The organism is Nonomuraea sp. bgisy101 (assembly GCF_057708945.1).
This window is the reverse complement of sequence record NZ_JBYITD010000014.1, coordinates 75,406-99,922: the sequence shown is the minus strand read 5'-3', so window position 1 is coordinate 99,922 and position 24,517 is coordinate 75,406. Positions and strand designations below refer to the sequence as shown.

Below are 24,517 nucleotides of genomic sequence, written 5' to 3'. Positions count from 1 at the left end.
GACATCCGGCCGCCTCCGCGCGCGACTATACGTCTCAGCTGGAAAGGTAGACGTCCTCGAAGGCGCTGGGCTCGTTGACCATGAGAATCATGAGGGGATACATCGCCATCCTGGCGGCCGACAGCGCGCGGCGGTAGAAGCCCGCGCCCTCCCACTCGCTGACCAGGGCCCACAGGTTGGGCTCGTCGACCGAGCGGCACAGTCGCCCGCGCAGGTAGCCGGGCTGCGCGGCGAGCACGTCGATGATCTCCTGGCCTTGCTTGAGGAACTCTTGGGAGCGGGCCTCGGGGACGGTGTAGCGAATCAGTGCGAGCACACGATCCAGGATGTCAGACAAGAGGCCTATCCTGATGCGTGCTCTTCAGGATCCGCCGCTCCCAGCTCGCGCTCGCCGCCGCGGCCGCCTACCTCGGCGTGGTCGGCTATCTGAGCGTCGCCACCCTCCTGGGGCAGGTCGACGAGCTCAGCGGCGAGAGCCCGCTCGGGGAGCTCACCTCACCTGTCTCGCTCCTCCCTTACGGCCTGCGCCGCCTGGGGCTCCTGCCTTCCGCCGCCGGTGCCTACACGATCGCGGGCGTCGTCCAGACGGTGCTCATCTGGCTGCTCGTCAGGGGCCGCCGCCCCGCCGAGACGCTCGGCCATCTGGCGGACGGCTACCGGCGAGGCCGGGTGGCACTGGCCGTCTCCCTGGCGTACCTGCTGCTCGTTACCGCGGCCGCGGTGTTCGGGATCGTGGCGGCCGCGCACGAGGCGGGCAGCTTCGCCCTCATCTACTGGATCCCGCTCGCGCTCCCCCTCTCGCTGGCCGCGTCGTACCTGCCGGGCTCGCTGCTGCCCATCGGGATGATCCAGGCGTGGGTTGTGTGGCGAATCTTCAGGGGCGGGCGGGTGCCGCGCTAGGCTCGTGAGGTGGCCACTCGAAAGCCCCTCCCGCCTGGCGAGCAGTTCTTCACGCCCGGCGCCACGGGCCTGCGCAAGGCGGTCGAGCAGCGCAGCGCCGTCCCCATCACGTTCCTGTTCACGCAGGTGCCGCGCTGGGTCGCGCCCGTGCTGCTGGTGATCCTGCTGCTGGCGGGGTTCGCTCTCGACAGCTGGCTGGGCGGGGTCGCGGTGGTGCCTGTGGTCGCCTTCGTCGGATGGCTCGCCTACCTGTCGTGGCCCTCGCTGGGGGCGGGCGGCAAGCTGCTGCGCGTGGCGATGCTGACCTTCCTCGTCCTCGTGGCGGCCGACAGGTTCGGCGCCTTCTAGTACTCAAGGTCCATCCAGGGGATCCGACCTCGGCGTGACGCGAGCTGTCTCCGCCGTGACGTACGGTCCGGAGTCATGCGTCGTTTTCTGGCCGGTGTCGTGCTCGTGCTGTGCGCCACGGGCGCCGGTTGCCTGCCCGGCCTGGGCCCGCTGGAGCTGCCCGCGATGACGTCCGCCGGGCTGGGCGAGCGCTACGCCGCCAACGGCGCGGTCGCCGGACGTGGCCGCCAGCTCCTGGCCTATGACGAGGCCGGCGACGGCCGGGCGATCGAGGTGGTCGGCGATCTGGCCGCGGCCACGAAGGTGATCGTCTTCGTGCCCGGCACCGGGTTCGGCCTGCACGACTTCGACGGCACCTCCGCCTCCCCCGCGGGCGCGGCCAGGACGTTGTACGCCAGGGCGGCGGCGCTGGAGCCGGGCGCGAAGGTGGCGGTCATCGGCTGGCTCGGCTACGACGCGCCCGAGATGACCGACTGGGACGTGCTGACCACGCTGCCGGCCGCCAAGGGCGCCAGGGCGCTCCGCGAGCTGGTGGCGGCCCTGGACGGTAAGGAGCGGATCAGCCTGGTCTGCCACAGCTACGGCACGGTCGTGTGCGGGAAGGCGGCGCCCGGGCTGCCCGTCGACGACATCGTCGCGCTGGGCAGCCCGGGCATGGGCGTGGCCACCGGGGCCGAGCTGCGCACGCCCGCCCGGGTGTGGGCCGCGCTGTCCAGGAAGGACGACGTGTTCAGGGCGGGTGTACGGATCGGCCCCGTCGGGTTCGGCGCCGATCCCGTCGGCGACGGATTCGGCGCCAGGGTCTTCGACGGGGGCGACGGCGGCCACAACGACTACCTGCGTCCCGGCAGCGCCACCCTGGACACCGTCACCTCCATCGCGCTCAGTGGGACAGCATCGTGTAGTTCGGGAAGTTGCCGGGCAGCCGCTCACCCTGCCGCCCTTGGGTGACGGCCCGCACCAGCAGGTCGCCGCCCACGAACGCGCCGCGCCACGACGCTCCGAGCCCGCCGAACAGCTCCTCCCTGTCGCCGCGTGAGCGGGGCTGGTTGATCCCCACCTTGAACGCCCGTACCTCGCCGGCCAGCCGCTCGGCCGTCTCCCGCGCGTCGCAGGAGATCGTGGCCACGAGCGCGCCGTTGCTGGCGTTCATCGCGGCCAGCAGCTCGGCCTCGGTGTCGACCAGGACGAACGTGTCCACAGGACCGAACGGCTCGGCGTGGAACAGCGGCGAGGAGCGGGGCGGATCGAGCAGCGCCACGGGAGCGAAGTAGGCCTCGCCCTCCACTTCAGGCCCCCGGTAGAGCGGTACCGCGCCCTTCGCGATCGCCTCCTCCACCTGGTCGGCCAGCTCCTTGGCCTTGGAGGCGTTGATGAGCGGCCCGAAGTCCAGCTCGGGCAGCGGGTCGCCGGGGGCCTCGACCTGGAGCGGATGGCCGTACCTGAGGTCCCGGACGGTTCCGAGGTAGGTGGCGAGGAAGTCGTGGAACAGCTTCCGCTGCACGACGAAGCGCGGGTAGGCGGTGCAGCGCTGCTTGCCGTAGTCGAAGGACTTCCTGATCTGCCCGGCCAGCAGGTCCCAGTCGGAGTAATCCCACACACCCCAGCAGTTGAGCCCCTCCTGCTCAAGGACGTGCCGGCGGCCTGCCAGGCCCGCGCCACCGGCGAGCGAGGTGGCCACCTGGGCGCCGACGTCCCTGCCGCCGACGAACGACACGCAGCCCAACTCCCGCGCGCCCACCAGGACCGGCGACAGCTCCGCGCCGCCGCCGCTGACCAGCGTGAACGGCAGCCCTTCGCGCACGGCGAGCGCCGTGGCCAGCGTGAGGCAGGACAGGCCGCCGTCGGTGGGCGTCTTGGCGACGACCGCGTTGCCCGCCAGCGCCTGGACGAGCATCGCGTGCATGAGCACGCTCATCGGGTAGTTCCAGCTGGCGATGTTGCTGACCGGACCCGGCAGGGGCGTGCGGCCCTCGATCATGCGGTCGATCTCGTCCAGGTACCAGCGGACACCGTCGAGGCAGCGGTCCACGTCCGCGCACGCCGTACGCCATGGCTTGCCGATCTCCCAGACCAGCAGCAGCGCGAGCAGGTCGCGGTTGGCCCGCATGGCCTCGACGGCGCCTGCGACCCGCGCCTTGCGTTCTGACAGCGGGACGTGCCGCCACTGGCGGTGCTCCTCGACGGCCGCGTTGACCGCCCGCGCCGCGCCCGCTCTGTCCATGCGCGGCGGACCTGCGGTGGCCGTGCCGTCGATCGGCGAGAAGACGGGCGAAGGACGGCCGTCGCGCTGCCAGAGGCCGCCCCAGTGGTTGAGCACCCTGTCGTCGTGGAAGGCCTCGGGCGCCACCGTGCGGCAGCCTTCGTAGGCGTCGGACCAGGCGGTCCCCGGCTTCAGCATGAACGCCTCCTCAGTCCGACCAGTCGACGGCCGGGATCGTCTCGAACTCCTTGACGGCGTCGAGCGCGGGCCCCATGGCCGCGTTGGCCTCGCGCTCGACCATCACCTCGACGAGCACGGGAAGCCTCTCCTTCTCCGCCTCCTTGGTCGCCCACGCGAGGGCGTCGCGGATGTCGCCGGGCGCCTCGACCCTGCGCGCGGGGCAGCCGAACGCCTCCATGGCCTTGACGTGGTCGACGCCGCCCAGCTCCACCGCGTAGTTCATGCCGTAGGGGATCTCCGCCTGGCGGATCAGGCCGAGGTACTCGTTGTTGATCATCACGATGACGAAGGGGATCCTGTACTGCGCGGCGACGGCCACCTCCTCCATCAGGAACTGGAAGGAGTAGTCGCCGACGACGGCGACGACCTGGCGTTCGGGGCAGGCGAGCTTGACGCCCGTCGCCGCCGAGACTTCCCACCCGAGCGGGCCCGCCTGCCCGCAGACGAGGTAGCGCCTGGGCAGGTAGGTCTTCTGGAACTGGCCCGACCAGATCTGGTAGAGGCCGATGGCGGTGACGAACGTGGTGTCCCTGCCGTAGAAGTCGTTGATCTCCCTGAACACCCTGGGCGGTTTGATCGGCACGTCGTCGAAGTCGTCCCTGCGGGGCATCGTGCTGCGCAGCGTGTCCACCCTCTTGATCCACTTCGTGCGCGTTCGCTCCGGGACGGCCTTCGCCTCCCCTGCGGCGCTCTTCGCCAGTTCGGCCAGGAACGGCCTGGCGTGCGAGACGATGCCGAGGTCGGGCTCGAAGACCTTGCCGAGCTGGGTGGGCTCGATGTCGACGTGGATGAACGTGCGGCCCCTGCGGTAGACGTCCAGCTCGCCCGTGTGCCTGTCGCCGAACCTGGCGCCTACCGCCAGCACGACGTCGCTCTCCAGGAAGACCGCGTTGCCCCATCTGGTCTGGGTCTGGATGCCCGCCATGCCGGCGAACAGCTTGTGATCCTCGGGGAAGGCGCCCTTGCCCATGAGCGTCACCTGCACCGGGATCCGCAGCCGCTCGGCCGCCTCCCGCAGCTCCTCCGCCGCGTCCGCGCCGATCACGCCGCCGCCGGCCAGGATGAGCGGCCGCTTCGCGGCCTCCAGCAACTCCAGCGCCCGCCGTACGGCCTGCGGCCGCGGCCCTGGGATCTCGACGGGCAGCGGCGCGTCGAGCGCGGGATCGTACAGGCAGGTGCCGCGCTGCACGTCGATCGGCAGGTCGATGAGAACCGGCCCCGGCCGGCCCGACCTGGCGATCCTGAACGCCTCGCGGAACACCCACGGCGCCTGGGCCGGCTCCTTCAGCTGGACCGCCCACTTGGTGACCGGCTTGGCGATCTCCACGATGTCGACGGCCTGGAACGCCTCCTGGTGCAGCTTGGCGGTCGCGGCCTGGCCGGTGACGCAGATCATCGGGATGGAGTCGGCCAGCGCGGTGTAGAGCCCGGTGATCATGTTGGTGCCGGCGGGGCCGCTGGTGCCGATGCAGACGCCGACGTTGCCGGTCACGCGGGCCCAGCCGTCGGCGGCATGGGTGCCGCCCTCCTCGTGCCGGACCGTGACGTGCCGGATGGAGCTGGTGCGCAGCGCCGCGTAGAGCGGCAGGATGGCGGCGCCGGGGATGCCGAAGACCGTGTCCACGCCCTCCGACTCCAGGACCGAGACGACCGCCTCCATGCAGGGGATCCGGTTCATGCGCTGTTGATCCTCTCGATCACTTTCAGCAGGGCGGAGTGGTCGAGCGAGCCGAGGCCCTGGGCTCTGGCCGCGGCGACGAGCTGGGTGACGATGGCGGTGAGCGGGAGCGACAGGCCCGCGTCCCTCGCGGCCGCGGTCGCGATGCCCATGTCCTTGTGGTGCAGGTCGACGCGGAAGCCCGGGGTGAACTCGCGGGCGACCATGCTGTGGCGCTTGAGCTCGAGGATCCGCGAACCGGCCAGGCCGCCCGCGAGCACGTCGAGACCCTTGGCCGCGTCGACGCCCGACGCCTCCATGAGCAGGATCGCCTCGGCGACGAGAGCGTAGGTGCCGCCCACGACCAGCTGGTTGGCGGCCTTCACGGTCTGGCCCGCCCCCGGAGGACCGACGTGCACGATCGTCTTCCCGACGGCATGGAAGACCGGTAACGCTCTCGCGAAGTCCTCCTCCGCGCCGCCGACCATGATCGAGAGACTGCCCTCGATCGCGCCCCTCTCGCCGCCGCTGACCGGGGCGTCGAGCGCTCTCAGCCGCTCGGCGAGCCGGCGCGACGTGCCGGGGTCGATCGTGCTCATGTCGATGTACAGCAGGTCGGGCCCGCCGTACTCGACGATGTCGGGAAGGACCTCCTCCACCTGCGGCGAGTCGGGCAGCATGGTGATGACCACGTCCGCGCCCGAGATCGCCTCCTTCGCGCTGCCCGCCGTCCTGCCGGGGCGGTCGGGGGCGAGGTCGAAGCCGCGGACGTCGAAGCCCGCCCTGTCGAGGTTCGCGGCCATGGGCGCGCCCATGATGCCGAGACCGATGAAGCCGATCCTCATGCCGTCCTCCAGTCGAACGCGCCCTGGCCCTCGTGCCGGTATTCCAGGCCGATGTGACCCCCGTAGGCCTCCAGCCGCTCGAAGATCTCCCGGTACGGCATGCGCCCGCTGCCCGGGTGGCCGCGCCCCGGGTCGTCGGCGATCTGGACGTGGCCGAACCTGTGCGCCTGGGTGTCGATCAGGTCGAGCACGTCCTCGCCCATGCGGTGCAGGTGGTAGAGATCGGCCAGGAACTTCACGTTGTCGCGGCCCACGTCGTCGATCACCTCGAAGGCGCGCTTGGACGAGGTGATGGGGTAACGCGGGTTCTCGTAGGTGTTGAGCGCTTCGACGACGACCGTCGCGCCGATGTCCGCGGCTCTGTCCGCGGCTTTCCTCAGGTTGGCCGTGGCGACGCGGCGACACTCGGGGGTGTCGTCGGCGTTGCCGTACAGGGCGTTGAGTATCCGGCAGCCGAGGCTCCCGGCCAGCTCGACCGCCGCGTCGACGTTGGCGAGGAACCTGTCGGTGCTGGTCAGGACGCCCCTGTCGCCGCCCGGCATGTCGCCCGCGTCGAAGTTGAGCGCCACGAGCCGGACACCCGCGTCGTCCACGGCGGACCTGAGCGCCTGAAGTTCGGCCTTGGGCGGGGTGGGGCCGTCGAACGGCCACCACATCTCGACCGCGTCGAAACCCGCCCGAGCGGCGGCGGAGGGGCGATCCAGGAGGGGGAGGTCGGTGAAGAGGATGCTCAGGTTGACGTCGAATCTCAGCACAGCGCCCGCCCTTCCTTCCCTGACCCGCGCTCGCTCCCCAGCCCGCACGCACGTCGTCGCCGGCTCCGGACCGCCCGTTCGCCCGACACGGCACCCCGCCCGCTGGGGCCCGCCCTTCGCACGTGTGTGACGGCACCCCGCCTGCCGGGGCCCGTCCCTCGCGCGCGTGGGACGACACCCCGCCGCCGCTTGGGGCGCGGAGACTCGACCATCGCCCTGACCCGCCACCTCCCCCGGCCCGGCGGCACGGCGGTCACGACGCCCGGCCCCTCCACCGCTCCCACGCCGACCACCGCGGGCCAGGCACAAGCCCGGCTTCCTCCCGCACCGGCCACGACGACGACCCGCCCCCGCGGCCGGGCAGACGCAACGCCGGACACGACGCCCGACCCCTCCACCGCTCCCACGCCGACCACCGCGGGCCAGGCACAAGCCCGGCTTCCTCCCGCACCGGCCACGACGACGACCCGCTCCCGCGGCCGGGCAGACGCAACGCCGGACACGACGCCCGACCCCTCCGCCGCTCCCACGCCGACCACCGCGGGCCGGCCGTACCCGCGGCTTCCTCGCACATCCGTCACGACGGCCCGTCCCAGGGTCGGCGGCTCGCCCCGCAGGACACTCAGCCCCCCGGTCGGCGGCGTGGCGGTCACGACGCCTCCCTGATCGGGCGGCCTGCGAGGACCGATCGCATGAGTCTGGCCGTCTCCGAAGGCGTCCTGCCGACCCTGACCCCCGCCGCCTCCAGCGCCTCCTTCTTCGCCTGCGCCGTACCCGACGAGCCGGACACGATCGCCCCCGCGTGGCCCATCGTCTTCCCCTCGGGCGCCGTGAACCCCGCCACGTACGCCACCACGGGCTTGGTCACCCGCGCCGAGATGAACGCCGCGGCCCGTTCCTCCGCGTCGCCCCCGATCTCCCCGATCACCACGATCGCCTCGGTGGCGGGGTCGTCCTCGAAGGCTCGCAGGCAGTCGATGTGCGTGGTCCCGATCACCGGGTCGCCGCCGATGCCGACCGCCGTGGAGAACCCGAGGTCCCGCAGCTCGTACATCAGCTGGTAGGTCAGCGTCCCCGACTTCGACACCAGCCCGATCCTGCCGTGGCCCGCGATGTCCGCCGGGACGATCCCGGCCGACGCCTGCCCTGGGCTGATGAGTCCGGGACAGTTCGGCCCGACCACTCTGGTACGGCCTCGCGCCTTGGCCAGGAACCGCAGTGTGTCGTGCACGGGAACGCCCTCGGTGATCACCACGCAGAGCGGCATCGCCGCCTCGGCCGCCTCCTCCACCGCGGCCCCTGCGAACCTCGGCGGCACGAACACCACCGACACGTCCGCGCCGGTCTCCTCCATCGCCTCGGCCACCGTGCCGAAGACCGGCACCTTCCTGTCGCCGAAGTCCACCGACCTGCCGCCCTTGCCGGGCGTCACGCCCGCCACGATGTCGGTGTCGGCCGCCAGCATCCTGGCGGTGTGCCTCGCGCCCTCCGCGCCGGTCATGCCCTGCACGAGGACCCTGCTGTCCTTGGTCAGAAAGATCGCCATCACGCACCTGCCGTCGCGAGCCTGGCCGCCAGCTCGGCGGCGCCGTCCATCGTGGAAACCTGCCGGAGCGCGGGGTGCCTGGCGTCGCTGAGGATGCGCCTGCCCACCTCGGCGTTGTTGCCGTCCAGCCGGACGACGATCGGGCGCGCCCGGCCGCGCTCGCCGAGGAGTTCGAGCGCGGAGACGATGCCGGTGGCGACGGCATCGCAGGTGGTGATCCCGCCGAACACGTTCACCAGCACCGATCGGACGTCGGGGTCGGACAGGATGATCTCCAGTCCGTCGGCCATCACCTTGGCCGACGCGCCGCCGCCGATGTCGAGGAAGTTCGCCGGCTGGGCGCCTGCCTGGGCGACGACGTCGAGCGTGCTCATGACCAGGCCCGCACCGTTGCCGACGATGCCCACCTGGCCGTCGAGCTTCACGTAGTTGAGACCGCGCCTGCGCGCCCTGGCCTCCAGCCCGTCTCCTTCGTCCTCCCGCTCCGCCCACTCCCCCACGGGACAGCCTGCTTCCCGCTCCCCCACGGGACGGCCGGCTTCCCGCTCCCCCACGGGACGGCCGGCTTCGCGAGCCGCCTGCCCGCCGTGCGGCCCCTCGTGCCTGAACAACCCGTTGCCGTCCAGCGTGATCTTCCCGTCGAGGGCCACGATGCGCTGGTCGGTCGTGCAGGCCAGCGGGTTGACCTCGACCAACAGGGCCCCCTCCTCGACCATCACGCGCCACAACCGGTCGAGCACCGGCGCTGCCGCGTCGGGCAGCCCCGCCGTACGGGCGAGCGCCGCCCCGTCCACCCCGCCGAGGGCGTCGATCGGCACCTTCGCCAGCGCCTCGGGCCTGGTCGCGGCGACCTCTTCGATGTCCATACCGCCTTCTGTGGACACCATGGCGAGGAAGCAGCCGTTCGCCCGGTCCACGAGAAAGGCGGCGTAGTACTCCTCGAACGGCACCGTGGCCTCCTCGACGAGCACCGAGTGGGCGGTATGCCCCTTGATATCCATCCCGAGGATGCGGCCCGCCGCCTCTTCCGCCGCGGCAGGTCCCGCCGCGGGCTTCACCCCTCCCGCCTTGCCCCGGCCTCCGGTCTTGACCTGGGCCTTGATGACAACCGGGGTGTCCAACTCCGCCGCGATCGACCGCGCCTCATCGGGGGTGACGGCCACCCCGCCGCGCGGTACGGGGACACCGTGCCGGTTGAAGAGCTCCTTCGCCTGGTACTCGTACAGGTCCATCGAGACTCCCTATGCGGTTCTTGTAGACGGTATACCGTATGGAATATGTCTCGTCTAGGGCCTCGACAGCCGACGGTAGACCGGATATCCCATACAGTATGGAAAATGCATTCCTCGTCCGGGACTGGCGCGGACGTTCCTACCTGGTGTCCGCCCCACCCGCCGACCGGCGCCGGATGTTCACGCTGGCCTGGCTGTCGATGCTCGCCATCGCACCCATGCAGTACGGCTACGCCGCCGCCGTACCGGCCTTCCTCGCCGAGGGCCGCACACTGGACACGGCGCTACTCCCCCTGGCGGTCTGGATCGCCTGCCAGTCGCTGGCCGCACTCCTCCTCCGCCCCCACGCGTCCGTCCCCACGCTGCACGCGACGACCACAGCCCTGCGACGCGACCCGGGAATCCGAGGGGATCCCCGTGGAATGACGGCGGACGACCCCAGGGCCGGATCCGACGATCAGGTCAGGTCGCCGGGCAGGCGGTGGGTCGTGGAGGGTGAGCCGGGGGCGAGTGACGACAGGGGCGCGCTCGGGGTTGACGGGCGGGAGTCCGAGGGCGGCGAGGATCGGCGGCAGACGGCGGACGCGAGATCCACGCCCACGGTGGACGAACCCGGGGCATGGAGCGATGAGGCGTGGCGACACGGAACCGGCATCCACGCGAGCCCCGTCCAGGGAACGGGTCAACCCGAGGCCCGAGGCAATGAGGCGCGGAGACACAGGACCGACACCCACGCCAGCCCCACGCAGGGAACAAGCCTCACGCAGGGAACAGACGGCCCCAAGGCGCGAGGCAACGAGGCGCGGCGGCACGCAACCGGCGTCGACGCGACAACCACAGCCGCAGCAGACCGACTCGAAGCACGAGGCAGCAAGGCCCGGGAACACAGGAGCGACACCGACGCGGGTCCCATACCGCCAGCAAGTGAGCCACGGGCACGGGGCAGCGAGGCGTGGGGGCATGCGACCAGCATCGGCACAGAAGCGACACCGGCGGCGGACGCGCCACGGGCGCGAGGCGGTGAGGGGCGGCGGCAGGGAACCGGTATCGGCGCGAGGACCTCACCCGCGCCGGGTGAGCGGAAGGTGCGAGAGGGAAGGGGCCGGTGGCGAGGGACGACCGGCATCGGGGTGAAGCCCGCCCTCGCGGTGGGGGCGGTGCTCAGCGGGCTGGGGCTGGCCACGGTCGCGCTGTCGAACCAGCTGTGGGTGTTGCTGGTCGGCTTCTCGATACTGGGGGGACTCGGGGGCGGGCTGGTGTATGGGGCGTGCAGTCACCTGGTGGCGAGCTGGTATCCGGAACGGGCGGCGGCGCGGGTCGGGTACGTGACGGGGGCGTTCGGGTACGGGGCGCTTCCGCTGGTCGCTCTCCTGGGTGTCGCGTTGTGGGCGGGTGACGTCGACCTCGCCTCCCGGACGGGCGATTCGGCCTCCGAGAGGGCAGGGGCAGTGGGTTCGGAGGTCTTGGGCCCGGGGGCCGTGGGCGTGGGGGCTATGGGCCCGGGAGCCACGGGGTCCGGCGCCTCCGGCGCCCTGGAGTCCGGGGTCATGGAGTCCGGGGTCATGGGATCCAGTGCTCTGGAGTCCGGGGTCATGGGGTCCGGCGCCCTGGGGTCGGGGGTCATGGGGTCGGGGGTCATGGGGTCGGGAGCCGTGGAGTCCTGGATTGGGGGCGTGTTGGGAGCGGGGTTCGGGGTTTGTGCGGCTGTTGCGCTGATCGCCATCGGGCTGGCCGCTCACCTCGTACGGGTGCCGCCGTATCGCTGGTGGCCTGACACGGTCGACCCCAGGGAGCGCGCGCTCGACGCCGTGATACTGCGAAGGACGCCGCCTGCGGTGCGGGAGTTCACGCTCGGCCAGGCCGTGAGGACGCCCGCACTGAGGGTGCTCGCCGGCATCCTGCTCTGCGCGGGGACGATCTCGATCTTCAACGTGGTGGCCGTGGGGACGTCGGGGTCCTGGCCGGCGTTGGCCGTGCTGATCGGGTTGAACGGAGTCGGACGGGCGTGCGCGATGCGGGTGTCCGAGGTGATGGGACGTAGGCGTGCGCTGGCCCTGACCATGGCCGTGCTGGGGATCGGGCAGATGCTGCTGGCGGCGGACGCGGTGATCCTCGGCGCGGTGGTGGCAGGAGCAGCGGGAGGTGCGTTCTACCCGCTGGTGGCGGCGCTGGTGCGGGAGTTCTTCGGAGAGGGGCAGGTACGGGAGATCCATGAGGTCGTCTACAGCGCCAAGGCGGTCGCGGGCGTTGTCGGTGTGGCGCTGGCCGGCACCCTTCTGAGTGGTACGGCAGCCGCCGGGCTCGGGGGGCCTTTCGCCGGTACCGGGTGGTTCGTGGTGATGGGCGGTGCGGCGTTGGTGGCCGCGATGGCGAGTCTCGGCCTGCGCGTGCCGGGGCGGCCAGCGACGATCCCCGTCTGATGCAACGTTTCGACATTGTTGTGGGGCGGAAGTGGCCCTGACGTCGGACGCGGCCCTGACGTCGGACGCGGCCCTAGCGCGGAGTGATCCTGGCGCGGACAGAACGCTGGGGAAGTAGCCCCTGAGGTGGAAGTGGTTGAGGCGGAAGAGGTCCTGGCGCTGACCTGGCGCTTGGGCGGAAGAGGTCCTGGCGCGGACGTGGACTTGGGACGGCGTGGCCCTGGGACTGCTCGGCCCTGCGACGGCTTGGCCCTGGCGCGGACGTGGCCCTGGGACGGCTCGGCTTTTGCGCTGAAGTGGACCAGGTCAGGACCTGGCACTTGGGCGGAAGTGATGGGACGGCTTGGCCCTGGCGTTGAAGCGGCCCTGGCGTTGAAGTGACCCTGGCGCGGAAGCGCGAGCGTGCGGCCGCGGCGGGGCATGCTGAGACTCAGGTGCTAGCGGTCGCATGGAGTGCCCGCTGGTGGGCGGAGTCCGTCCCCACGGTTGGCCGGATTGTCCCCCTCGGTTGGGTGGAGTGGGTTCCCGCGGGCAAGTGGTTCCTACAGGGCGGAGTGGTTTCGCGGGCCAAGTGGTTCTCGCGGGCCAAGTGGTTCTCGCGTGCGGAGTGGCTCCCCTCGGTTCTCGCGTGCGGAGTGGCTCCCCTCGGTTCTCGCGTGCGGAGTGGCTCCCCTCGGTTCCCGCGTGCGGAGTGGCTCCCCTCGGTTGGGCGGATCGGTCACTGGTGTCGGGCGGGTGCTTGTTTGCGGGGTGGCGGTGGGTTGTGTTGGGGGTCACCTTGAGGTTGTGACGCGGCTCACCAGGCACGTGAATGCGTGAAACTGTATGCTGTAGGCAGTCGACAACAAACCGTAGAGGTGCCGATATGTTGCAGTCTGAAACGGGGGCGGCGGCGAAGATCCCGCGGCCCGTGCCGCTCAGGGAGAGCGTGTTCGAGGCGCTGCTGGAGCTGATCGTCTCAGGGCAACTGCGTCCTGGGCAGCATCTCGTGGAAAACGAGCTCGCCGAGTTGCTGGGGGTGTCGCGGCAGCCGGTTCGTGAGGCGCTCCAGTTGCTCAGCGGCGAGGGCTGGGTGGACCTTCATCCTGGGCAGGGCGCGTTCGTGCACTCGCCGAGCGTGGAGGAGGCCGACCAGTTGCTCGCCGTACGTGCGCTGCTGGAGACGGAGTCCGCGCGGCTGGCGGCGCGTCATGCGGACGAAGACGGCGTGGCGGCTCTGCGGAGGTTGTGCGCGCGGGGGGCGTCGGCCGCGCATGCGGAGGACACGGATACGGCGGTCGCGGCCAACTCGGAGCTGCACGCGCTGATCACGGCCCTGTCGGGAAACAAGGTCCTGGCGGAGCTGGCGGCGCAGGTGGCTCGCAGGGTGCGGTGGTATCACACGCCGGTGGCCCGGCAGCGGGGGCTCACGTCGTGGCGGGAGCATGAGGACCTGATCGACGCCATCGCCGACGGTAACGAGGAGATGGCCGCGCAGATCATGCGGGAGCACACCGAGCACACCAGGGTGTCGTACCTGGAGCAGCGGAAGAACCAGCCGGAGGAGCCCGCCCCGCAGCCGGTACGGCGCCGCCGCATGAGGACCGCACCGGGGAGCTGACCTTGAGCCTCACACGAGCTTGAGTGGCGGCGGCCCGGACGCCACCTGATGATTCGCGTTCTCCAAGAGCCCGGCTGTTCGGAGAGGCCGGGGCCGACAAATCGGGGGGCCTGGAGGGTCGGCGAGTCAGCCGAGAAGGTCGGCGAGTCAGCGGGCCAGAAGGGTCGCCGAGAGAGCCGGCGAGGCGCACGGCCCGGAGGGTCGGCGAGTCAGCCGAGAAGGTCGGCGAATCGGCAGGCCAGAAGGGTCGCCGAGAGAGCCGGCGAGGCGGACGGCCCGGAGGGTCGGCGAGTCGGGGAGCCGAGGAAGTCGGCGGGGCGTGAGCATGAGGTGTCGGTGCGGGCTGGTGTCCTGTGCCTTCGCGCGGCGTGCGGCCTCTCCACAGGGCGCGGAACCCTCCCAGCAGTACCGGGGACCGGCGCATAGTGGGGGCGGCAGGTTCGTGAGGAGACGCCGGTGCGGGTGGGCGACCCACGATCGGCCGCCCCGCGCGAACCCACGACCGACCGCCCCGCGCGAACCCACGACCGACCGCCCCGGGCGAACACGCGACGCGGACGCCGGTCGAAGTGTTGACGCGGAGTTCACCTGTGGCCGTTTCACCGAAACACCCCGGGTAGACGATGGAAGGGAGGTGATGATCAATGAAGGCGATCGCCCGCTTTCTCCTCAGCGAGCCCCTGGGCCACTCGGCCGACGGGCGCATGCTGGGGCTTGCCGTCGGGCTGGCCGTGAAGCGGCACTATTCGGCGGAGGAAGCCGACCGCTACCTGCGCGCATGGGCCGCCGAGGCGGAGAGCGACAGGACGGCGCGCGGCTAGGCACGCGCCCCGGGGGCATGCCTGGCCGCGGGCGGGACATCACGCCCCGCCCGCGGGAATCGGTCGACACCCACGGGAACCGAGCCCTCGGGCGCCGTCCGGCCGTAGGGGTCAGGTCCGATCGGAGTCGGCCGAGGAGGCGGCGGTGGACGGCATCGCGGCCGCACCCCTGTCTCGGGCCGACTTGACCAGGCTCGCCACCGTGGTCACCGCCAGGGTCCCGACGATCACTCCGAGCGACACCAGGATCGGGATCTCCGGCGCCCACGACACCCCGTCGTGGTGCAGGGCCTCCAGGACGAGCTTCACCCCGATGAAGGCCAGCACCACCGACAGTCCCTTGCTGAGGTAGACGAGCCGGTCCAGCAGCCCTCCGATGAGGAAGAACAGCTGTCTGAGTCCCATCAGCGCGAAGGCGTTGGCGGTGAAGACCAGGTAGGGCTCCCTCGTCAGCCCGAAGATCGCCGGGATGGAGTCGAGCGCGAACAGCAGGTCCGTGGTGCCGATCGCGGTCATCACGATCAGCATCGGGGTGACCATCCGCCTGCCGTCCTGCCGTACCGTGAGCGAGGCGCCGTGGTAGGCGGACGTCGTCGGCAGGACCCGCCGCACCGCCCTGAGCACCGCGTTCTCGGAGAACTCGGCCGACTCCTCCGAGGAGGAGATCAGCTTCCACGCGGTGTACACGAGGAAGGCCCCGAAGACGTAGAACAGCCAGTCGAAGCGGGTCACGGCCTCCGCGCCCAGCGCGATGAACACGCCGCGCATGATCAGCGCCAGCACGATGCCGACGAGCAGGACCTTCTGCCGGTACCGCATCGGCACCTGGAACCTGCTCATGATCAGCAGGAAGACGAAGAGGTTGTCGACGCTGAGCGAGTACTCCGTGATCCAGCCGGCGAAGAACTCGCCGCCGTGCGCGGGCCCGGACAGCAGGAGCAGCCCCGCGCCGAACACCCCCGCGAGGGCCACGTAGAAGGTCACCCAGCCGACGCACTCCTTGAAGGACGGCTCGCGCGGGTTGCGCGCCACCAGATAGAAGTCGACGGCCAGCACGAGCACGAACCCCGCGATCGTGGCCAGCCAGATCCAGGGAGGCAGGTTCATGCGGGGGCCCTCCTCACGTAGTGGGTGAGCAGCCGCGCGGCGCGCGGGTTGCGGTCGCTCACCCGCAGCAGCCAGTACGGCATGAGCCGCTCGTGCAGCCACAGGAACCCGATGGCGAATCCGAGGCTCACCATCGCCTGGTAGGCCAGGAACGGCCAGACGCCGTCGGCCATGCCGCCCGTGGCCACGATGGACTCCTGGAGCAGCCGCGAGAGCGGGAAGGCCAGGAGCCACAGCAGTCCTGCGGGGGCGAAGGTGCCGGGGCGGAACGGGCCGTGGCCGAGCAGCATGCCGTACAGCCCGCCGAAGAGCGCCAGCGGCAGGGCGAGCACGGCCGCGCCCGCGGGCTGACCCGCGATGAGGGTCAGCCCGCCGGCCATGGTTCCGGCCAGTGCGCCGACGGCCAGCCCTGGAACGGCGAGTTCGAGGGTGTGAAGGAACTCCATCAGCCCACGACCACGCCGAAGGCGAACAGGCTGTAGAACAGCATGCCGAGGTAGAACACGGCGCCGAAGCCGATGATGACGTTCGACCACCATCGCGGCCTGATCGGCTTGGGCAGCATGCGGTTGTTGACCAGCAGCAGCGTCACGCAGTACGCGCCCATCGCGAACGTCGACAGGAACGCCAGCGTGTCCAGGATGCCGCTCGGCCCGTCGGCGGGTCCGAACAGCAGGATCAGGATGCCGAAGATGATCACGCCCCACAGGAAGCCCGCGTACAGGTGGGACATGCGCAGCTTCTTGGCTCCTGGCACGAAGTTGTAGGTCATGTCGGCCTGGCCTCGCGAGAAGGAGTCGAAGAGGCCGAGTGTCGCGTTCAGGCCGATCAGCGCGATGAAGCCGAGGAACACCACGCCGAGCACCGAGCTGCCGGCCGAGGAGACGGCGTCGGCCATGGCGCTGAGCGCGACCTCTCTGTCGTCGCCCTGGATGACCGTGCGCACGCCGGGGTTCTGCCTGACGGCCGCCTGCGCGATCACCGTGAACGAGATCGTCACCAGCATGGTGACGCCCCAGAACAGCAGGAGTGCGTCGAAGGTGACCCAGCGCCGCCAGCCCCGCCACTTCGCCATCTCGGCGGGGTCCTCGGTGTCGAACATGAAGCCACGCGAGGGCATGGCCTCCTCTTCACCCGCGTGCCGCAGGCCGCGGATGCGCGGGATGTGCACGCCCATGCCCGCGCCCGAGTCACGCAGGTGCAGCGTGTACCACATCTGTTGCATGCCGGACGGGCCCGCGAAGGCGCACGCGCCGACGATCACCGGGAACCACGCCGCCGACAACGCCTCGGACGGCAGGTAGCCGAACGAGAACATGCCGGTGATGGTGTTGACCACGTCGCCCCACGAGCCGACCATCGCCGCGACCACGGCCGTGCCGACGACCAGCGCGCCGATCAGCAGCGACAGCAGGTTCTCCAGGACGTTGTAGATCACCTTGGCCAGGCTGAAGACGACCCCGACCAGGATGAGTCCCGTGATGGCGGTCACCGTCCACGGGATTCCGGTGATCTCCTCGAACGCCGCCGCGCCCGCCGACAGGTGGCCGGGCCAGATGTAGACGAGGATCGCGACGGCGAAGAAGAACCACATGAGCGGTTTGAAGACGCGGGCGGCGCCGGAGAAGATGCTCTCTCCCGTCGCCATCGCGTAGCGCGCCATCTCCAGCATGACCACGGCCTGCAGGGTGACGCCGATCAGGAACAACCAGCGGATCTCCGGCCCGAAGAGCAGCACCAGGCGCGGCCACATGTAGGACTCGCCCATGCCCACTCCGAGGGCGACGAGGAACACGGTGGGACCGAGGATGTGCACCGAGGGTGGGGCGTCGGGCAGCTTGCGGATGGGCATCGGCTCGAGCCGGCCCGCTTTCCATACTCGCTTGTCTTCTACCGGCGGGGTGGTCACCGGCGTCTCGGACGTGTCCAACTGACGGACCTCCTGGGGGGTGGTTGTGCCGTGTCGCGATGGGCCCCCTTCAGCGGCTCGGCTCGTCGCCGCTGCTGACGAGAAACGTGCGTTCGGACCGCTACGGGCCGCTCTGGCCCGCGCGCGTCCCTCATTCGTGGAGCAGTCCCGCGGCCCTCGCCCAGCGGTACTTCGCGCCGAGGACCGCCACCGGCTTCTCCGTCGTGTACGGGTAGGCGATCACGCCGTGGTCGAACAGGTAGTCGCAGGCCTCCTCCACCTCGGTGTCCCCCGCGAGCGAGGCGACGACCGGCTTGACGTTGCCGTTGGCGCGCTCCTCCTCGACCACTCTGGCGATCAGCTCGGCGAAGACCATCGGCGGTGTGACGATCGTGTGCCAGTAGCCGAGGACCAGCGCGTGGATGCGGGGGTCGGTGAGGCCGAGACGAACGGTGTTCTCGTAGGTCGAAGGGGGTTCGCCCCCGGTGATGTCGATCGGGTTGCCGGCGGCGCCGAAGGGCGGGATGTAGGCGCGGAAGGCCTGGTCGAGGTCGTCGGGGATCTCCATGAGCGTGAGCCCGGCGTCGACGCACGCGTCGGACAGGAGGACGCCGGAGCCGCCCGCGCCCGTGATGATCACGACGTTCTCGCCCTGGGGTGTGGGCAGGAGCGGTAGCGACCTGGCGTACTCCAGCATGTCGTTCAGGCCTGGCGCCCTGACGACGCCGGCCTGGCGCAGGATGTCGTCGTAGACCTTGTCGTCGCCCGCCAGCGCGCCGGTGTGCGAGCCGGCGGCCTTGGCGCCCATGGCGGTACGGCCCGCCTTGAGCACGATGACCGGCTTGTGCTTGACGACCCTGCGGGCCGCCTCGACGAACCCGCGCCCGTCCTTGAGGTCCTCCAGGTGCATCGCCACCGCGCGGGTGTTGTCGTCCTGCTCGAAGAAGGTGAGCAGGTCGTCCTCGTCGACGTCGGCCTTGTTGCCGACGCCGACGATCGCCGACACCCCCATCCTGGTGGTACGGCTGAAGCCCAGGATGGCCATCCCGATGCCGCCGCTCTGGGAGGTCAGCGCCACGCTGCCCTTCACGTCGTACGGCGTGCAGAACGTCGCGCAGAGGTTCTCGGGCGTGTAGTAGTAGCCGTAGATGTTGGGGCCGAGCAAGCGCACGCCGTATCGTCTGGCGATGTCGACGATCTCCTGCTGGCCCTCGACGTTGCCGGTCTCGGCGAAGCCGGACGGGATCATGATGGCGCCGGCGACCCCCTTCTCGCCGGCCTGCTCCAGCGCGGCAGGGACGAAGGCGGCGGGGATGGCGAAGACGGCGACGTCCACGTCGAACGGCACGTCGGCCACGCTCTTGTAGGCGGGCAGCCCCATGATGTCGTCGGCCTTGGGGTTGATCGGGAAGATCTGGCCCTGGTAGCCGCCGTTGATGAGGTTGCGCATGACCGAGTTGCCGATCTTGCCCTGTTCGGCGGAGGCGCCGATCACCGCGACGGAGCGCGGCTTGAAGATGCGCGACATCTGCTCAAGGATCAGCTCGCGCGGCAGGCGTTCCCTCTCGGGCTGGGGTTCGCCGATGAGGACGCGCACGTCGGCGGCCACGGCGCCGTCCGGTCCCGCGAAGACCGGGTTGAGGTCCACCTCGACGATCTCGGGGTGGTCGCCGACCAGGGCGCCGACGCGTTCGATCATGTGCGCGAGCGCCTGTCTGTCGGCGGGCTCCGCACCCCGAGCACCTCGCAGCACTTCGGCCGCTCTGATGTCGTCCAGCATCCCGAGTGCATCATCACCCGAAAGCGGGGCAAGTCGGAAGGTCACATCCTTCAGCACTTCGACCAGGACACCGCCGAGACCGAACGCGACCACCTTCCCGAAGGTGGGGTCGGTGACGGCGCCGATGATGACCTCGTGGCCGCCGCCGACGAGCTGCTGCACCTGGACGCCGTCGATGACCGCGTCGGGGTCGTACGCGCGGGCGTTGGCCAGGATCGTGTCGTAGCCGGCCAGGACCTCCTCACCGGTTCTCAGGCCGACGAGCACACCGCCCGCGTCCGTCTTGTGCAGGATGTCCGGCGAGACGATCTTCAGGACGACGGGCAGGCCGATGCTCTCCGCGATCTCGACGGCCTCCTGGGGTGAGGTGGCCAGCCCCTCGCCGGGGGTCGCTATGCCGTACTCCTGGCAGATCCTCCTCCCCTCGGGGGCGGTCAGCGCCGTGCGGCCCTCGGCCAGCGCCTTCTCCAGAATCTCCCTCGTCGTCACTAGATGACTCCGTTCGTCTTCAGCTCCGCCAGCTCGTCGGCGCCCACGCCGAAGGCCGCGTAGATCTCCTGGTTGTGCTCGCCGAGCAGCGGCGGCGTCCTGACGTCGACGGGCGAGTCCGACAGCTGCAGGGGACTGCCGACGGTCACGAACTCGCCGCGCTCCGGATGGTCGACGGTGACGACGATGCCCTCCTCGCGCAGGCTGCCGTCCTCGACCAGCTCCTTCGTGGACAGGATGGGACCGCAGGGGATGTTCTCCGCGTTCAGCGTGTCCAGGACCGTCCACTTGTCGTGGCGGATGCTCCACTCCTCGATGAGCTGGAACATCTTGTCCAGCTTCGGCAGCCGCGCCTCAGGAGTGGCCCACTCGGGGTCGTCGGCCAGCTCGGGCCTGCCGATGATCGCCGACAGCGGCTTCCACCCGACGGGCTGCACGATCACGTAGATGTAGTCGTTCGGCCCTCCCGGCGCGCAGCGCACCGCCCAGCCCGGCTGGCCGCCGCCGCTGGCGTTGCCGGAGCGCGGCACCTCCTCGCCGAACGTCCTGTTCGGGTACTCCTTCAGCGCACCGTGCGCCAGCCGCTGCTGGTCGCGCAGCTTCACCCTGCACAGGTTCAGTACGGCATGCTGCATCGCCACCTGGACGCGCTGGCCCCTGCCGGTCTGCTCGCGCTGGTAGAGGGCGGCGAGAATGCCCGCGACCGCGTGGATGCCGGTGCCCGAGTCGCCGATCTGCGCGCCCGTCGCCAGCGGCGGACCCTCCTCGAAGCCCGTCGTGGACATCGAGCCGCCCATCGCCTGGGCGATCACCTCGTACGCCTTGAACTTCGCGTAGCGGCCCGCGCCGAACCCCTTGATGGAGGCGTAGATGAGGCGGGGGTTGAGCGACTGGAGGCGGTCCCAGGTGAACCCCATGCGGTCGACCGCGCCGGGGCCGAAGTTCTCCACCAGGATGTCGGAGCTCCTCACCAGCTCGGCGAACAGCTCCTTGCCCCGCTCGCTCTTCATGTTGAGCGTGATGCTGCGCTTGTTGCAGTTGAGCATCGTGAAGTAGAGGCTGTCGACTCCTGGCACGTCGCGCAGCTGCTGGCGGGTGATGTCGCCGGTGGGGGCCTCCAGCTTGACCACGTCCGCGCCGAGCCAGGCGAGGAGCTGGGTGGCCGAGGGGCCCGACTGGACGTGGGTCATGTCGAGGACGCGGACGCCTTCCAGTGCCTTCATCTGTCGGCTCCTACTTGTACATCGTCTGGTTCATGGTTCCTGGGGCGTAGACCTCCGGATCGACCCACACGTTGATGAGCGAGGGCTTGCCGGACTCGCGGGCGCGCTGGAGCGCGGGAGCGATCTGGCCCGGGTCGCGGACCTCCTCGCCGTGACCACCGAGGAGCTTGGCGAACTCGTCGTAGCGCACGTCGCCGAGGGTGTTGCCGATACGGCCGCGGTCCTGGCCGTACTTGGCGGCCTGGCCGTACCTGATCTGGTTCATCGAGGAGTTGTTGCCGATGACGCCGATGAACGGCAGGTCGAAGCGGACCATCGTCTCGAAGTCCCAGCCGGTGAGGCTGAAGGCGCCGTCGCCGAACAGCGCGACGACCTCCTTGTCGGGACGGGCCTGCTTGGCCGCCATCGCGAAGGCGACACCGACGCCGAGGGTGCCGAGCGGGCCAGGGTCCATCCAGTGGCCCGGTGACTTCGGCTGCACGACCTGCCCGGAGAAGGTGACGATGTCGCCGCCGTCGCCGATGTAGATGGAGTCCTCGGTGAGGAACTCGTTGATCTCGTGGACGAGGCGGTAGGGGTCGATCGGCTGGGCGTCGGAGTGCTGTCTCGGCAGGCGCTTGGTGTAGGCCTGCGTCTCCACCGTGCGCAGCTCCTCGATCCACTCCTTCCGCTTGGCGGCGGCGTTCTGTACGCGGCCGCTCGCGGCCTGGGTGGCGGCGGTGAGGATGGCTCCGGCGTCGCCGACGATGCCGAGGTCGACGTCCCTGTTCTTGCCGACGGTGCGGTAGTCGAGGTCGATCTGGACGACGGTGGCGGCGGGCGACAACCGCTTGCCGTACCCCATCCTGAAGTCGAACGGCGTGCCGACGATGATGATCAGGTCGGCCTCGGTGAAGGCGTACCTGCGGCTGAGCTGGAAGTGGTGCGGGTCGCCCGGCGGGAGGGTGCCGCGGCCCGAGCCGTTCATGTAGGCGGGCACGTTGAGCGCGCGGACGAAGTCGATGGCGGCGTCGGTGGCCCTGCAGGTCCACACCTGGCTGCCGAGCAGGATGCACGGCTTCTCGCTGTGGGCCAGCAGGTCGGCCAGCCGCTCGATGGCCTCGGGGTCCCCCGCCTGCTTGGTCGAGGCACGGTAGTTCGCCGGGATGCGCGCCTTGTCGAGCGGCACCTTGGCGTCGAGCACGTCGCGCGGGATCTCCAGGAACGACGGGCCGGGCGCGCCGTGATAGCACTCGCGGAAGGCCATCGACACCAGGTCGGCCACCCTCTCTGTGCTCGGCACGGTGGCGGCGAACTTGGTGATCGGGGCCATCATGTCGACGTGCGGGAGGTCCTGCAGCGAGCCCATCTTGTGCTGGCTCAGGGCTCCCTGGCCGCCGATGAGCAGCATCGGGCTCTCGGCGCGGAAGGCGTTGGCCACCCCTGTCACCGCGTCCGTGGTGCCGGGGCCCGCGGTGACGACCGCGCAACCCGGCTTGCCCGTGATCCGGGAGTAGCCGTCGGCCGCGTGGGCCGCCACCTGTTCGTGGCGTACGTCGATCACCTCGATGCCCTCGTCCACGCAACCGTCGTAGATGTCGATGATGTGGCCACCGCAGAGCGTGTAGATGACGTCCACGCCCTCCGCCTTGAGCGCCTTGGCCACCAGGTGACCACCCGAGATCATTTCGGTCATCGCTCGCCTTTCCAGGATGCTGTCTTCTCCATACTGCATACCGTATGTGCCACATGCTTACCCGGGCACCCGCGGCCTGTCTAGACCTTTCTCAGTCCGGCAGGTCGAGCAACTCCACCGGCTCGCCGTCCCACCCGGGCGGGATCACGGCCAGCGCGTCGGCGAGCGCCGCCCCCCAGAGCGAGCCGGGACGGTCGTGCCCCACGGGCACGGCCCCCTTCCCCGACCTGCGCACGGGCACCAGCCGTGTGTCCCGGGGATGCGCCAGCCTGTGGCCCTTGCGGGCCTCCGGGCCCCGCTGAGGCGCCGAGCCATGACAGCCCTCGGCGGGCGGTCGCGCGCTCGCCGCGCCGGCCAGGGTGGTGCGCTCGCCCGGCTCGTACCGCTCGCCCCTGAGCAGCGGGACCAGCAACGTCAACGCCGCCGCCAGTGCCGCGAACGGGTTGCCCGGCAGTCCGACGACGAGCCGCCCGTCGGGCAGGCGCGCCAGGAGCTGCGGATGGCCCGGCCGCACGGCGACGCCGTCGACCAGCACGTCGGCGCCCAACTCATCCAGCACGGCACGCAGGTGGTCGGCAGGCCCCTTGGACGAGGCTCCGCACGCCACGATCAGGTCCGCGCCCTGAAGACCGCCCAGGTCCGCGCCCTGAAGACCGCCCAGGTCCGCACCCTGAAGACCGCCCAGGTCCGCGCCCTGAAGACCGCCCAGGTCCGCGCCCTGAAGACCGCCCTCCGACCCCGGGCACGCTCGCCGGCCGGCCTCGGCATGTCTGCGGAGGGCGGCGTGAAGGGGCGCCGCGCCGTCCGGCAGCCTGAGCCGCGCGCCCATCCTGCCTCCCGCCCACTCGACCAGCCCAGGCAGGAACGGCCCGATGGCGTCCCGAACCCGGCCCGGCTCGGGCAGCCCCTCGTCGACCACCTCGTCCCCCGTCACCAGCACCGCCACCTCTGGCCGCCGGTGGACGGCGAGCACGTCGTGTCCGAGCGCGGCGGCCAGCCCGAGCACCGCGGGGGTCACCGTGGTGCCCGCGGCGAGGACGACCTCGTCCAGCCCGACGTCCTCCCCGCGCCGGCGGATGTGCCGCCCCTCGTCGACCACCCCGTGGACCATCACCCCCGCCCAGCGGGAAGCCCCCGGCCCTGCCATCTTTTCGCCCACCCCGCCCACCCCACCGGGCGACTGTTCACCCACCCCGGCCACCCCGCCGGGCGACTGTTCACCCACCCCGGCCCCCCCACCGGGCAGCTGCTCACCCGGCCCAGTCAAGCCGCCAGGCAGCTGTTCACCCACCCCGATCACCCCACCGGGCAGCTGTTCACCCGGCCCAGTCGAGCCGCCGGGCGGCTGTTCGCCCACACCGGTCGAGCCGCCGGGCGGCCCACCCGGCGGCTCGACCGCGGCGGAGCTCCTGCCAGGTGCGGGGGTGACGGTCGCCGCCTCGTACGCCAGGACCGCGATCGCGCCTTCGGGCACCTGCGCGCCCGTGGCGATCTCCACCGCCTCTCCCGGCTTCAGCACCTCGTCGTGCGCATGTCCTCCCGCCAGCACCCGGCCGACGACCTGCCAGGGGCCCTTCTCCCCCGCGACCGCGTAACCGTCCATGGCCGACACGTCCACACCGGGCACCGCGACGAGCGCCCGCAGCGGCCGGGCCAGGCGGCAGCCGTACGCCATGGGCAAGGACACCTCCGCCACCGGCCACGGGGGCGCGGCGCGCAGCGCGATGGCGCGGGCTTCGGGCCAGGTCACGCTTCCGCTGTGCCCGT

Annotated in this window: 19 protein-coding genes and 3 pseudogenes; 7 read left to right on the top strand and 15 right to left on the bottom strand. The window is 70.9% G+C overall.

Going from position 1 to position 24,517, the window contains the following annotated elements; translation table 11 throughout:
- Window positions 1–34 precede the first annotated feature (34 nt).
- Window positions 35–316: an antibiotic biosynthesis monooxygenase family protein gene (locus AC3EO4_RS26135; RefSeq protein WP_379580913.1), complete on the bottom strand. Its 282-nt coding sequence runs from the start codon at window positions 314–316 to the stop codon at window positions 35–37.
- Between the two features lie 38 nt (window positions 317–354).
- Between AC3EO4_RS26135 and AC3EO4_RS26130 the strand changes: the two genes are divergently transcribed.
- The 3 genes from AC3EO4_RS26130 (at window position 355) to AC3EO4_RS26120 (ending at window position 2,199) form a co-directional block, all read left to right on the top strand.
- Window positions 355–900 (top strand): hypothetical protein, encoded by a 546-nt coding sequence (locus tag AC3EO4_RS26130; RefSeq protein ID WP_379580914.1) that lies wholly within the window; start codon window positions 355–357, stop codon window positions 898–900.
- A 9-nt stretch (window positions 901–909) separates the two neighbouring features.
- Window positions 910–1,248, top strand: a complete 339-nt coding sequence (locus AC3EO4_RS26125; protein WP_379580915.1) for a DUF6703 family protein — start codon at window positions 910–912, stop codon at window positions 1,246–1,248.
- A gap of 75 nt (window positions 1,249–1,323) precedes the next feature.
- The gene (locus AC3EO4_RS26120; RefSeq protein ID WP_431898318.1) at window positions 1,324–2,199 is read left to right on the top strand and encodes an alpha/beta hydrolase; all 876 of its coding nucleotides are present in this window, start codon (window positions 1,324–1,326) and stop codon (window positions 2,197–2,199) included.
- On the opposite strand, the gene AC3EO4_RS26115 is transcribed toward AC3EO4_RS26120, so the two are convergent.
- From AC3EO4_RS26115 to AC3EO4_RS26090, 6 genes are all read right to left on the bottom strand, one after another.
- The gene (locus AC3EO4_RS26115) at window positions 2,132–3,649 is read right to left on the bottom strand and encodes an aldehyde dehydrogenase family protein (protein WP_431898316.1); all 1,518 of its coding nucleotides are present in this window, start codon (window positions 3,647–3,649) and stop codon (window positions 2,132–2,134) included. The two genes, AC3EO4_RS26120 and AC3EO4_RS26115, sit on opposite strands and share 68 nt — an antisense overlap.
- Before the next feature lie 10 nt (window positions 3,650–3,659).
- On the bottom strand, window positions 3,660–5,369 hold the full coding sequence (gene gcl / locus AC3EO4_RS26110; protein ID WP_431898314.1) for a glyoxylate carboligase: 1,710 nt from the start codon (window positions 5,367–5,369) through the stop codon (window positions 3,660–3,662).
- Window positions 5,366–6,193: an NAD(P)-dependent oxidoreductase gene (locus AC3EO4_RS26105; RefSeq protein ID WP_431898312.1), complete on the bottom strand. Its 828-nt coding sequence runs from the start codon at window positions 6,191–6,193 to the stop codon at window positions 5,366–5,368. Before AC3EO4_RS26105 ends, gcl begins: the two co-directional genes overlap by 4 nt.
- Window positions 6,190–6,948, bottom strand: coding sequence for a hydroxypyruvate isomerase family protein (locus AC3EO4_RS26100; protein WP_431898310.1), 759 nt, complete (start codon window positions 6,946–6,948; stop codon window positions 6,190–6,192). Before AC3EO4_RS26100 ends, AC3EO4_RS26105 begins: the two co-directional genes overlap by 4 nt.
- Before the next feature lie 649 nt (window positions 6,949–7,597).
- A complete protein-coding gene (gene sucD / locus AC3EO4_RS26095) occupies window positions 7,598–8,494 on the bottom strand; it encodes a succinate--CoA ligase subunit alpha (RefSeq protein WP_431898308.1) in 897 nt (298 codons plus the stop codon).
- Window positions 8,494–9,726, bottom strand: coding sequence for a succinate--CoA ligase subunit beta (locus AC3EO4_RS26090; RefSeq protein WP_431898306.1), 1,233 nt, complete (start codon window positions 9,724–9,726; stop codon window positions 8,494–8,496). The genes sucD and AC3EO4_RS26090 overlap by 1 nt, the downstream gene beginning before the upstream one ends.
- Window positions 9,727–9,824: 98 nt before the next feature.
- Between AC3EO4_RS26090 and AC3EO4_RS26085 the strand changes: the two genes are divergently transcribed.
- The 3 genes from AC3EO4_RS26085 (at window position 9,825) to AC3EO4_RS26075 (ending at window position 14,567) form a co-directional block, all read left to right on the top strand.
- Window positions 9,825–12,146: a hypothetical protein gene (locus AC3EO4_RS26085; RefSeq protein ID WP_431898304.1), complete on the top strand. Its 2,322-nt coding sequence runs from the start codon at window positions 9,825–9,827 to the stop codon at window positions 12,144–12,146.
- Between the two features lie 865 nt (window positions 12,147–13,011).
- On the top strand, window positions 13,012–13,746 hold the full coding sequence (locus AC3EO4_RS26080) for a GntR family transcriptional regulator (protein ID WP_379578185.1): 735 nt from the start codon (window positions 13,012–13,014) through the stop codon (window positions 13,744–13,746).
- A 644-nt stretch (window positions 13,747–14,390) separates the two neighbouring features.
- Window positions 14,391–14,567, top strand: a complete 177-nt coding sequence (locus tag AC3EO4_RS26075; RefSeq protein ID WP_379578187.1) for a hypothetical protein — start codon at window positions 14,391–14,393, stop codon at window positions 14,565–14,567.
- A 111-nt stretch (window positions 14,568–14,678) separates the two neighbouring features.
- Here AC3EO4_RS26075 and AC3EO4_RS26070 read toward each other — a convergent pair whose 3' ends face one another.
- The 7 genes and pseudogenes from AC3EO4_RS26070 to AC3EO4_RS26040 all read right to left on the bottom strand — a co-directional run.
- Entirely contained in the window at window positions 14,679–15,674 is a 996-nt protein-coding gene (locus AC3EO4_RS26070; RefSeq protein WP_431898302.1) for a TerC family protein, read from the bottom strand.
- The gene (locus tag AC3EO4_RS26065) at window positions 15,671–16,120 is read right to left on the bottom strand and encodes a hypothetical protein (protein WP_379578191.1); all 450 of its coding nucleotides are present in this window, start codon (window positions 16,118–16,120) and stop codon (window positions 15,671–15,673) included. The genes AC3EO4_RS26070 and AC3EO4_RS26065 overlap by 4 nt, the downstream gene beginning before the upstream one ends.
- Window positions 16,120–17,604: an Nramp family divalent metal transporter gene (locus AC3EO4_RS26060; RefSeq protein ID WP_431898299.1), complete on the bottom strand. Its 1,485-nt coding sequence runs from the start codon at window positions 17,602–17,604 to the stop codon at window positions 16,120–16,122. The genes AC3EO4_RS26065 and AC3EO4_RS26060 overlap by 1 nt, the downstream gene beginning before the upstream one ends.
- Window positions 17,605–17,734: 130 nt before the next feature.
- Entirely contained in the window at window positions 17,735–19,852 is a 2,118-nt protein-coding gene (locus tag AC3EO4_RS26055; protein ID WP_431898297.1) for an acetate--CoA ligase family protein, read from the bottom strand.
- Complete coding sequence (frc, locus tag AC3EO4_RS26050; protein ID WP_379578197.1) at window positions 19,852–21,075, bottom strand: formyl-CoA transferase; 1,224 nt, start codon at window positions 21,073–21,075, stop codon at window positions 19,852–19,854. The genes AC3EO4_RS26055 and frc overlap by 1 nt, the downstream gene beginning before the upstream one ends.
- Before the next feature lie 10 nt (window positions 21,076–21,085).
- Complete coding sequence (locus AC3EO4_RS26045) at window positions 21,086–22,750, bottom strand: thiamine pyrophosphate-binding protein (RefSeq protein WP_431898295.1); 1,665 nt, start codon at window positions 22,748–22,750, stop codon at window positions 21,086–21,088.
- Window positions 22,751–22,841: 91 nt separating this feature from the next.
- Window positions 22,842–23,318, bottom strand: a pseudogene (locus AC3EO4_RS26040) (hypothetical protein); the annotation flags it as partial.
- On the opposite strand from AC3EO4_RS26040, the pseudogene AC3EO4_RS26035 reads away from it, so the two are divergent.
- Window positions 23,250–23,423: pseudogene (locus AC3EO4_RS26035) on the top strand (hypothetical protein); the annotation flags it as partial. The pseudogenes AC3EO4_RS26040 and AC3EO4_RS26035 sit on opposite strands and share 69 nt — an antisense overlap.
- 318 nt (window positions 23,424–23,741) lie before the next feature.
- On the opposite strand, the pseudogene AC3EO4_RS26030 reads toward AC3EO4_RS26035, so the two are convergent.
- Window positions 23,742–24,500 (bottom strand): annotated as a pseudogene (locus AC3EO4_RS26030) (MoeA family protein); the annotation flags it as partial.
- Window positions 24,501–24,517 lie beyond the last annotated feature (17 nt).

Bases quoted from the DNA above. Each gene is read 5' to 3' on its own strand.
- AC3EO4_RS26120 (WP_431898318.1), top strand. From the start codon at position 1,324: ATGCGTCGTTTTCTGGCCGGTGTCGTGCTCGTGCTGTGCGCCACGGGC.
- AC3EO4_RS26115 (WP_431898316.1), bottom strand. From the start codon at position 3,649: ATGCTGAAGCCGGGGACCGCCTGGTCCGACGCCTACGAAGGCTGCCGC.
- gcl (WP_431898314.1), bottom strand. From the start codon at position 5,369: ATGAACCGGATCCCCTGCATGGAGGCGGTCGTCTCGGTCCTGGAGTCG.
- AC3EO4_RS26105 (WP_431898312.1), bottom strand. From the start codon at position 6,193: ATGAGGATCGGCTTCATCGGTCTCGGCATCATGGGCGCGCCCATGGCC.
- sucD (WP_431898308.1), bottom strand. From the start codon at position 8,494: ATGGCGATCTTTCTGACCAAGGACAGCAGGGTCCTCGTGCAGGGCATG.
- AC3EO4_RS26090 (WP_431898306.1), bottom strand. From the start codon at position 9,726: ATGGACCTGTACGAGTACCAGGCGAAGGAGCTCTTCAACCGGCACGGT.
- AC3EO4_RS26085 (WP_431898304.1), top strand. From the start codon at position 9,825: ATGGAAAATGCATTCCTCGTCCGGGACTGGCGCGGACGTTCCTACCTG.
- AC3EO4_RS26080 (WP_379578185.1), top strand. From the start codon at position 13,012: ATGTTGCAGTCTGAAACGGGGGCGGCGGCGAAGATCCCGCGGCCCGTG.
- AC3EO4_RS26075 (WP_379578187.1), top strand. From the start codon at position 14,391: ATGAAGGCGATCGCCCGCTTTCTCCTCAGCGAGCCCCTGGGCCACTCG.
- AC3EO4_RS26070 (WP_431898302.1), bottom strand. From the start codon at position 15,674: ATGAACCTGCCTCCCTGGATCTGGCTGGCCACGATCGCGGGGTTCGTG.
- AC3EO4_RS26065 (WP_379578191.1), bottom strand. From the start codon at position 16,120: ATGGAGTTCCTTCACACCCTCGAACTCGCCGTTCCAGGGCTGGCCGTC.
- frc (WP_379578197.1), bottom strand. From the start codon at position 21,075: ATGAAGGCACTGGAAGGCGTCCGCGTCCTCGACATGACCCACGTCCAG.
- AC3EO4_RS26045 (WP_431898295.1), bottom strand. From the start codon at position 22,750: ATGACCGAAATGATCTCGGGTGGTCACCTGGTGGCCAAGGCGCTCAAG.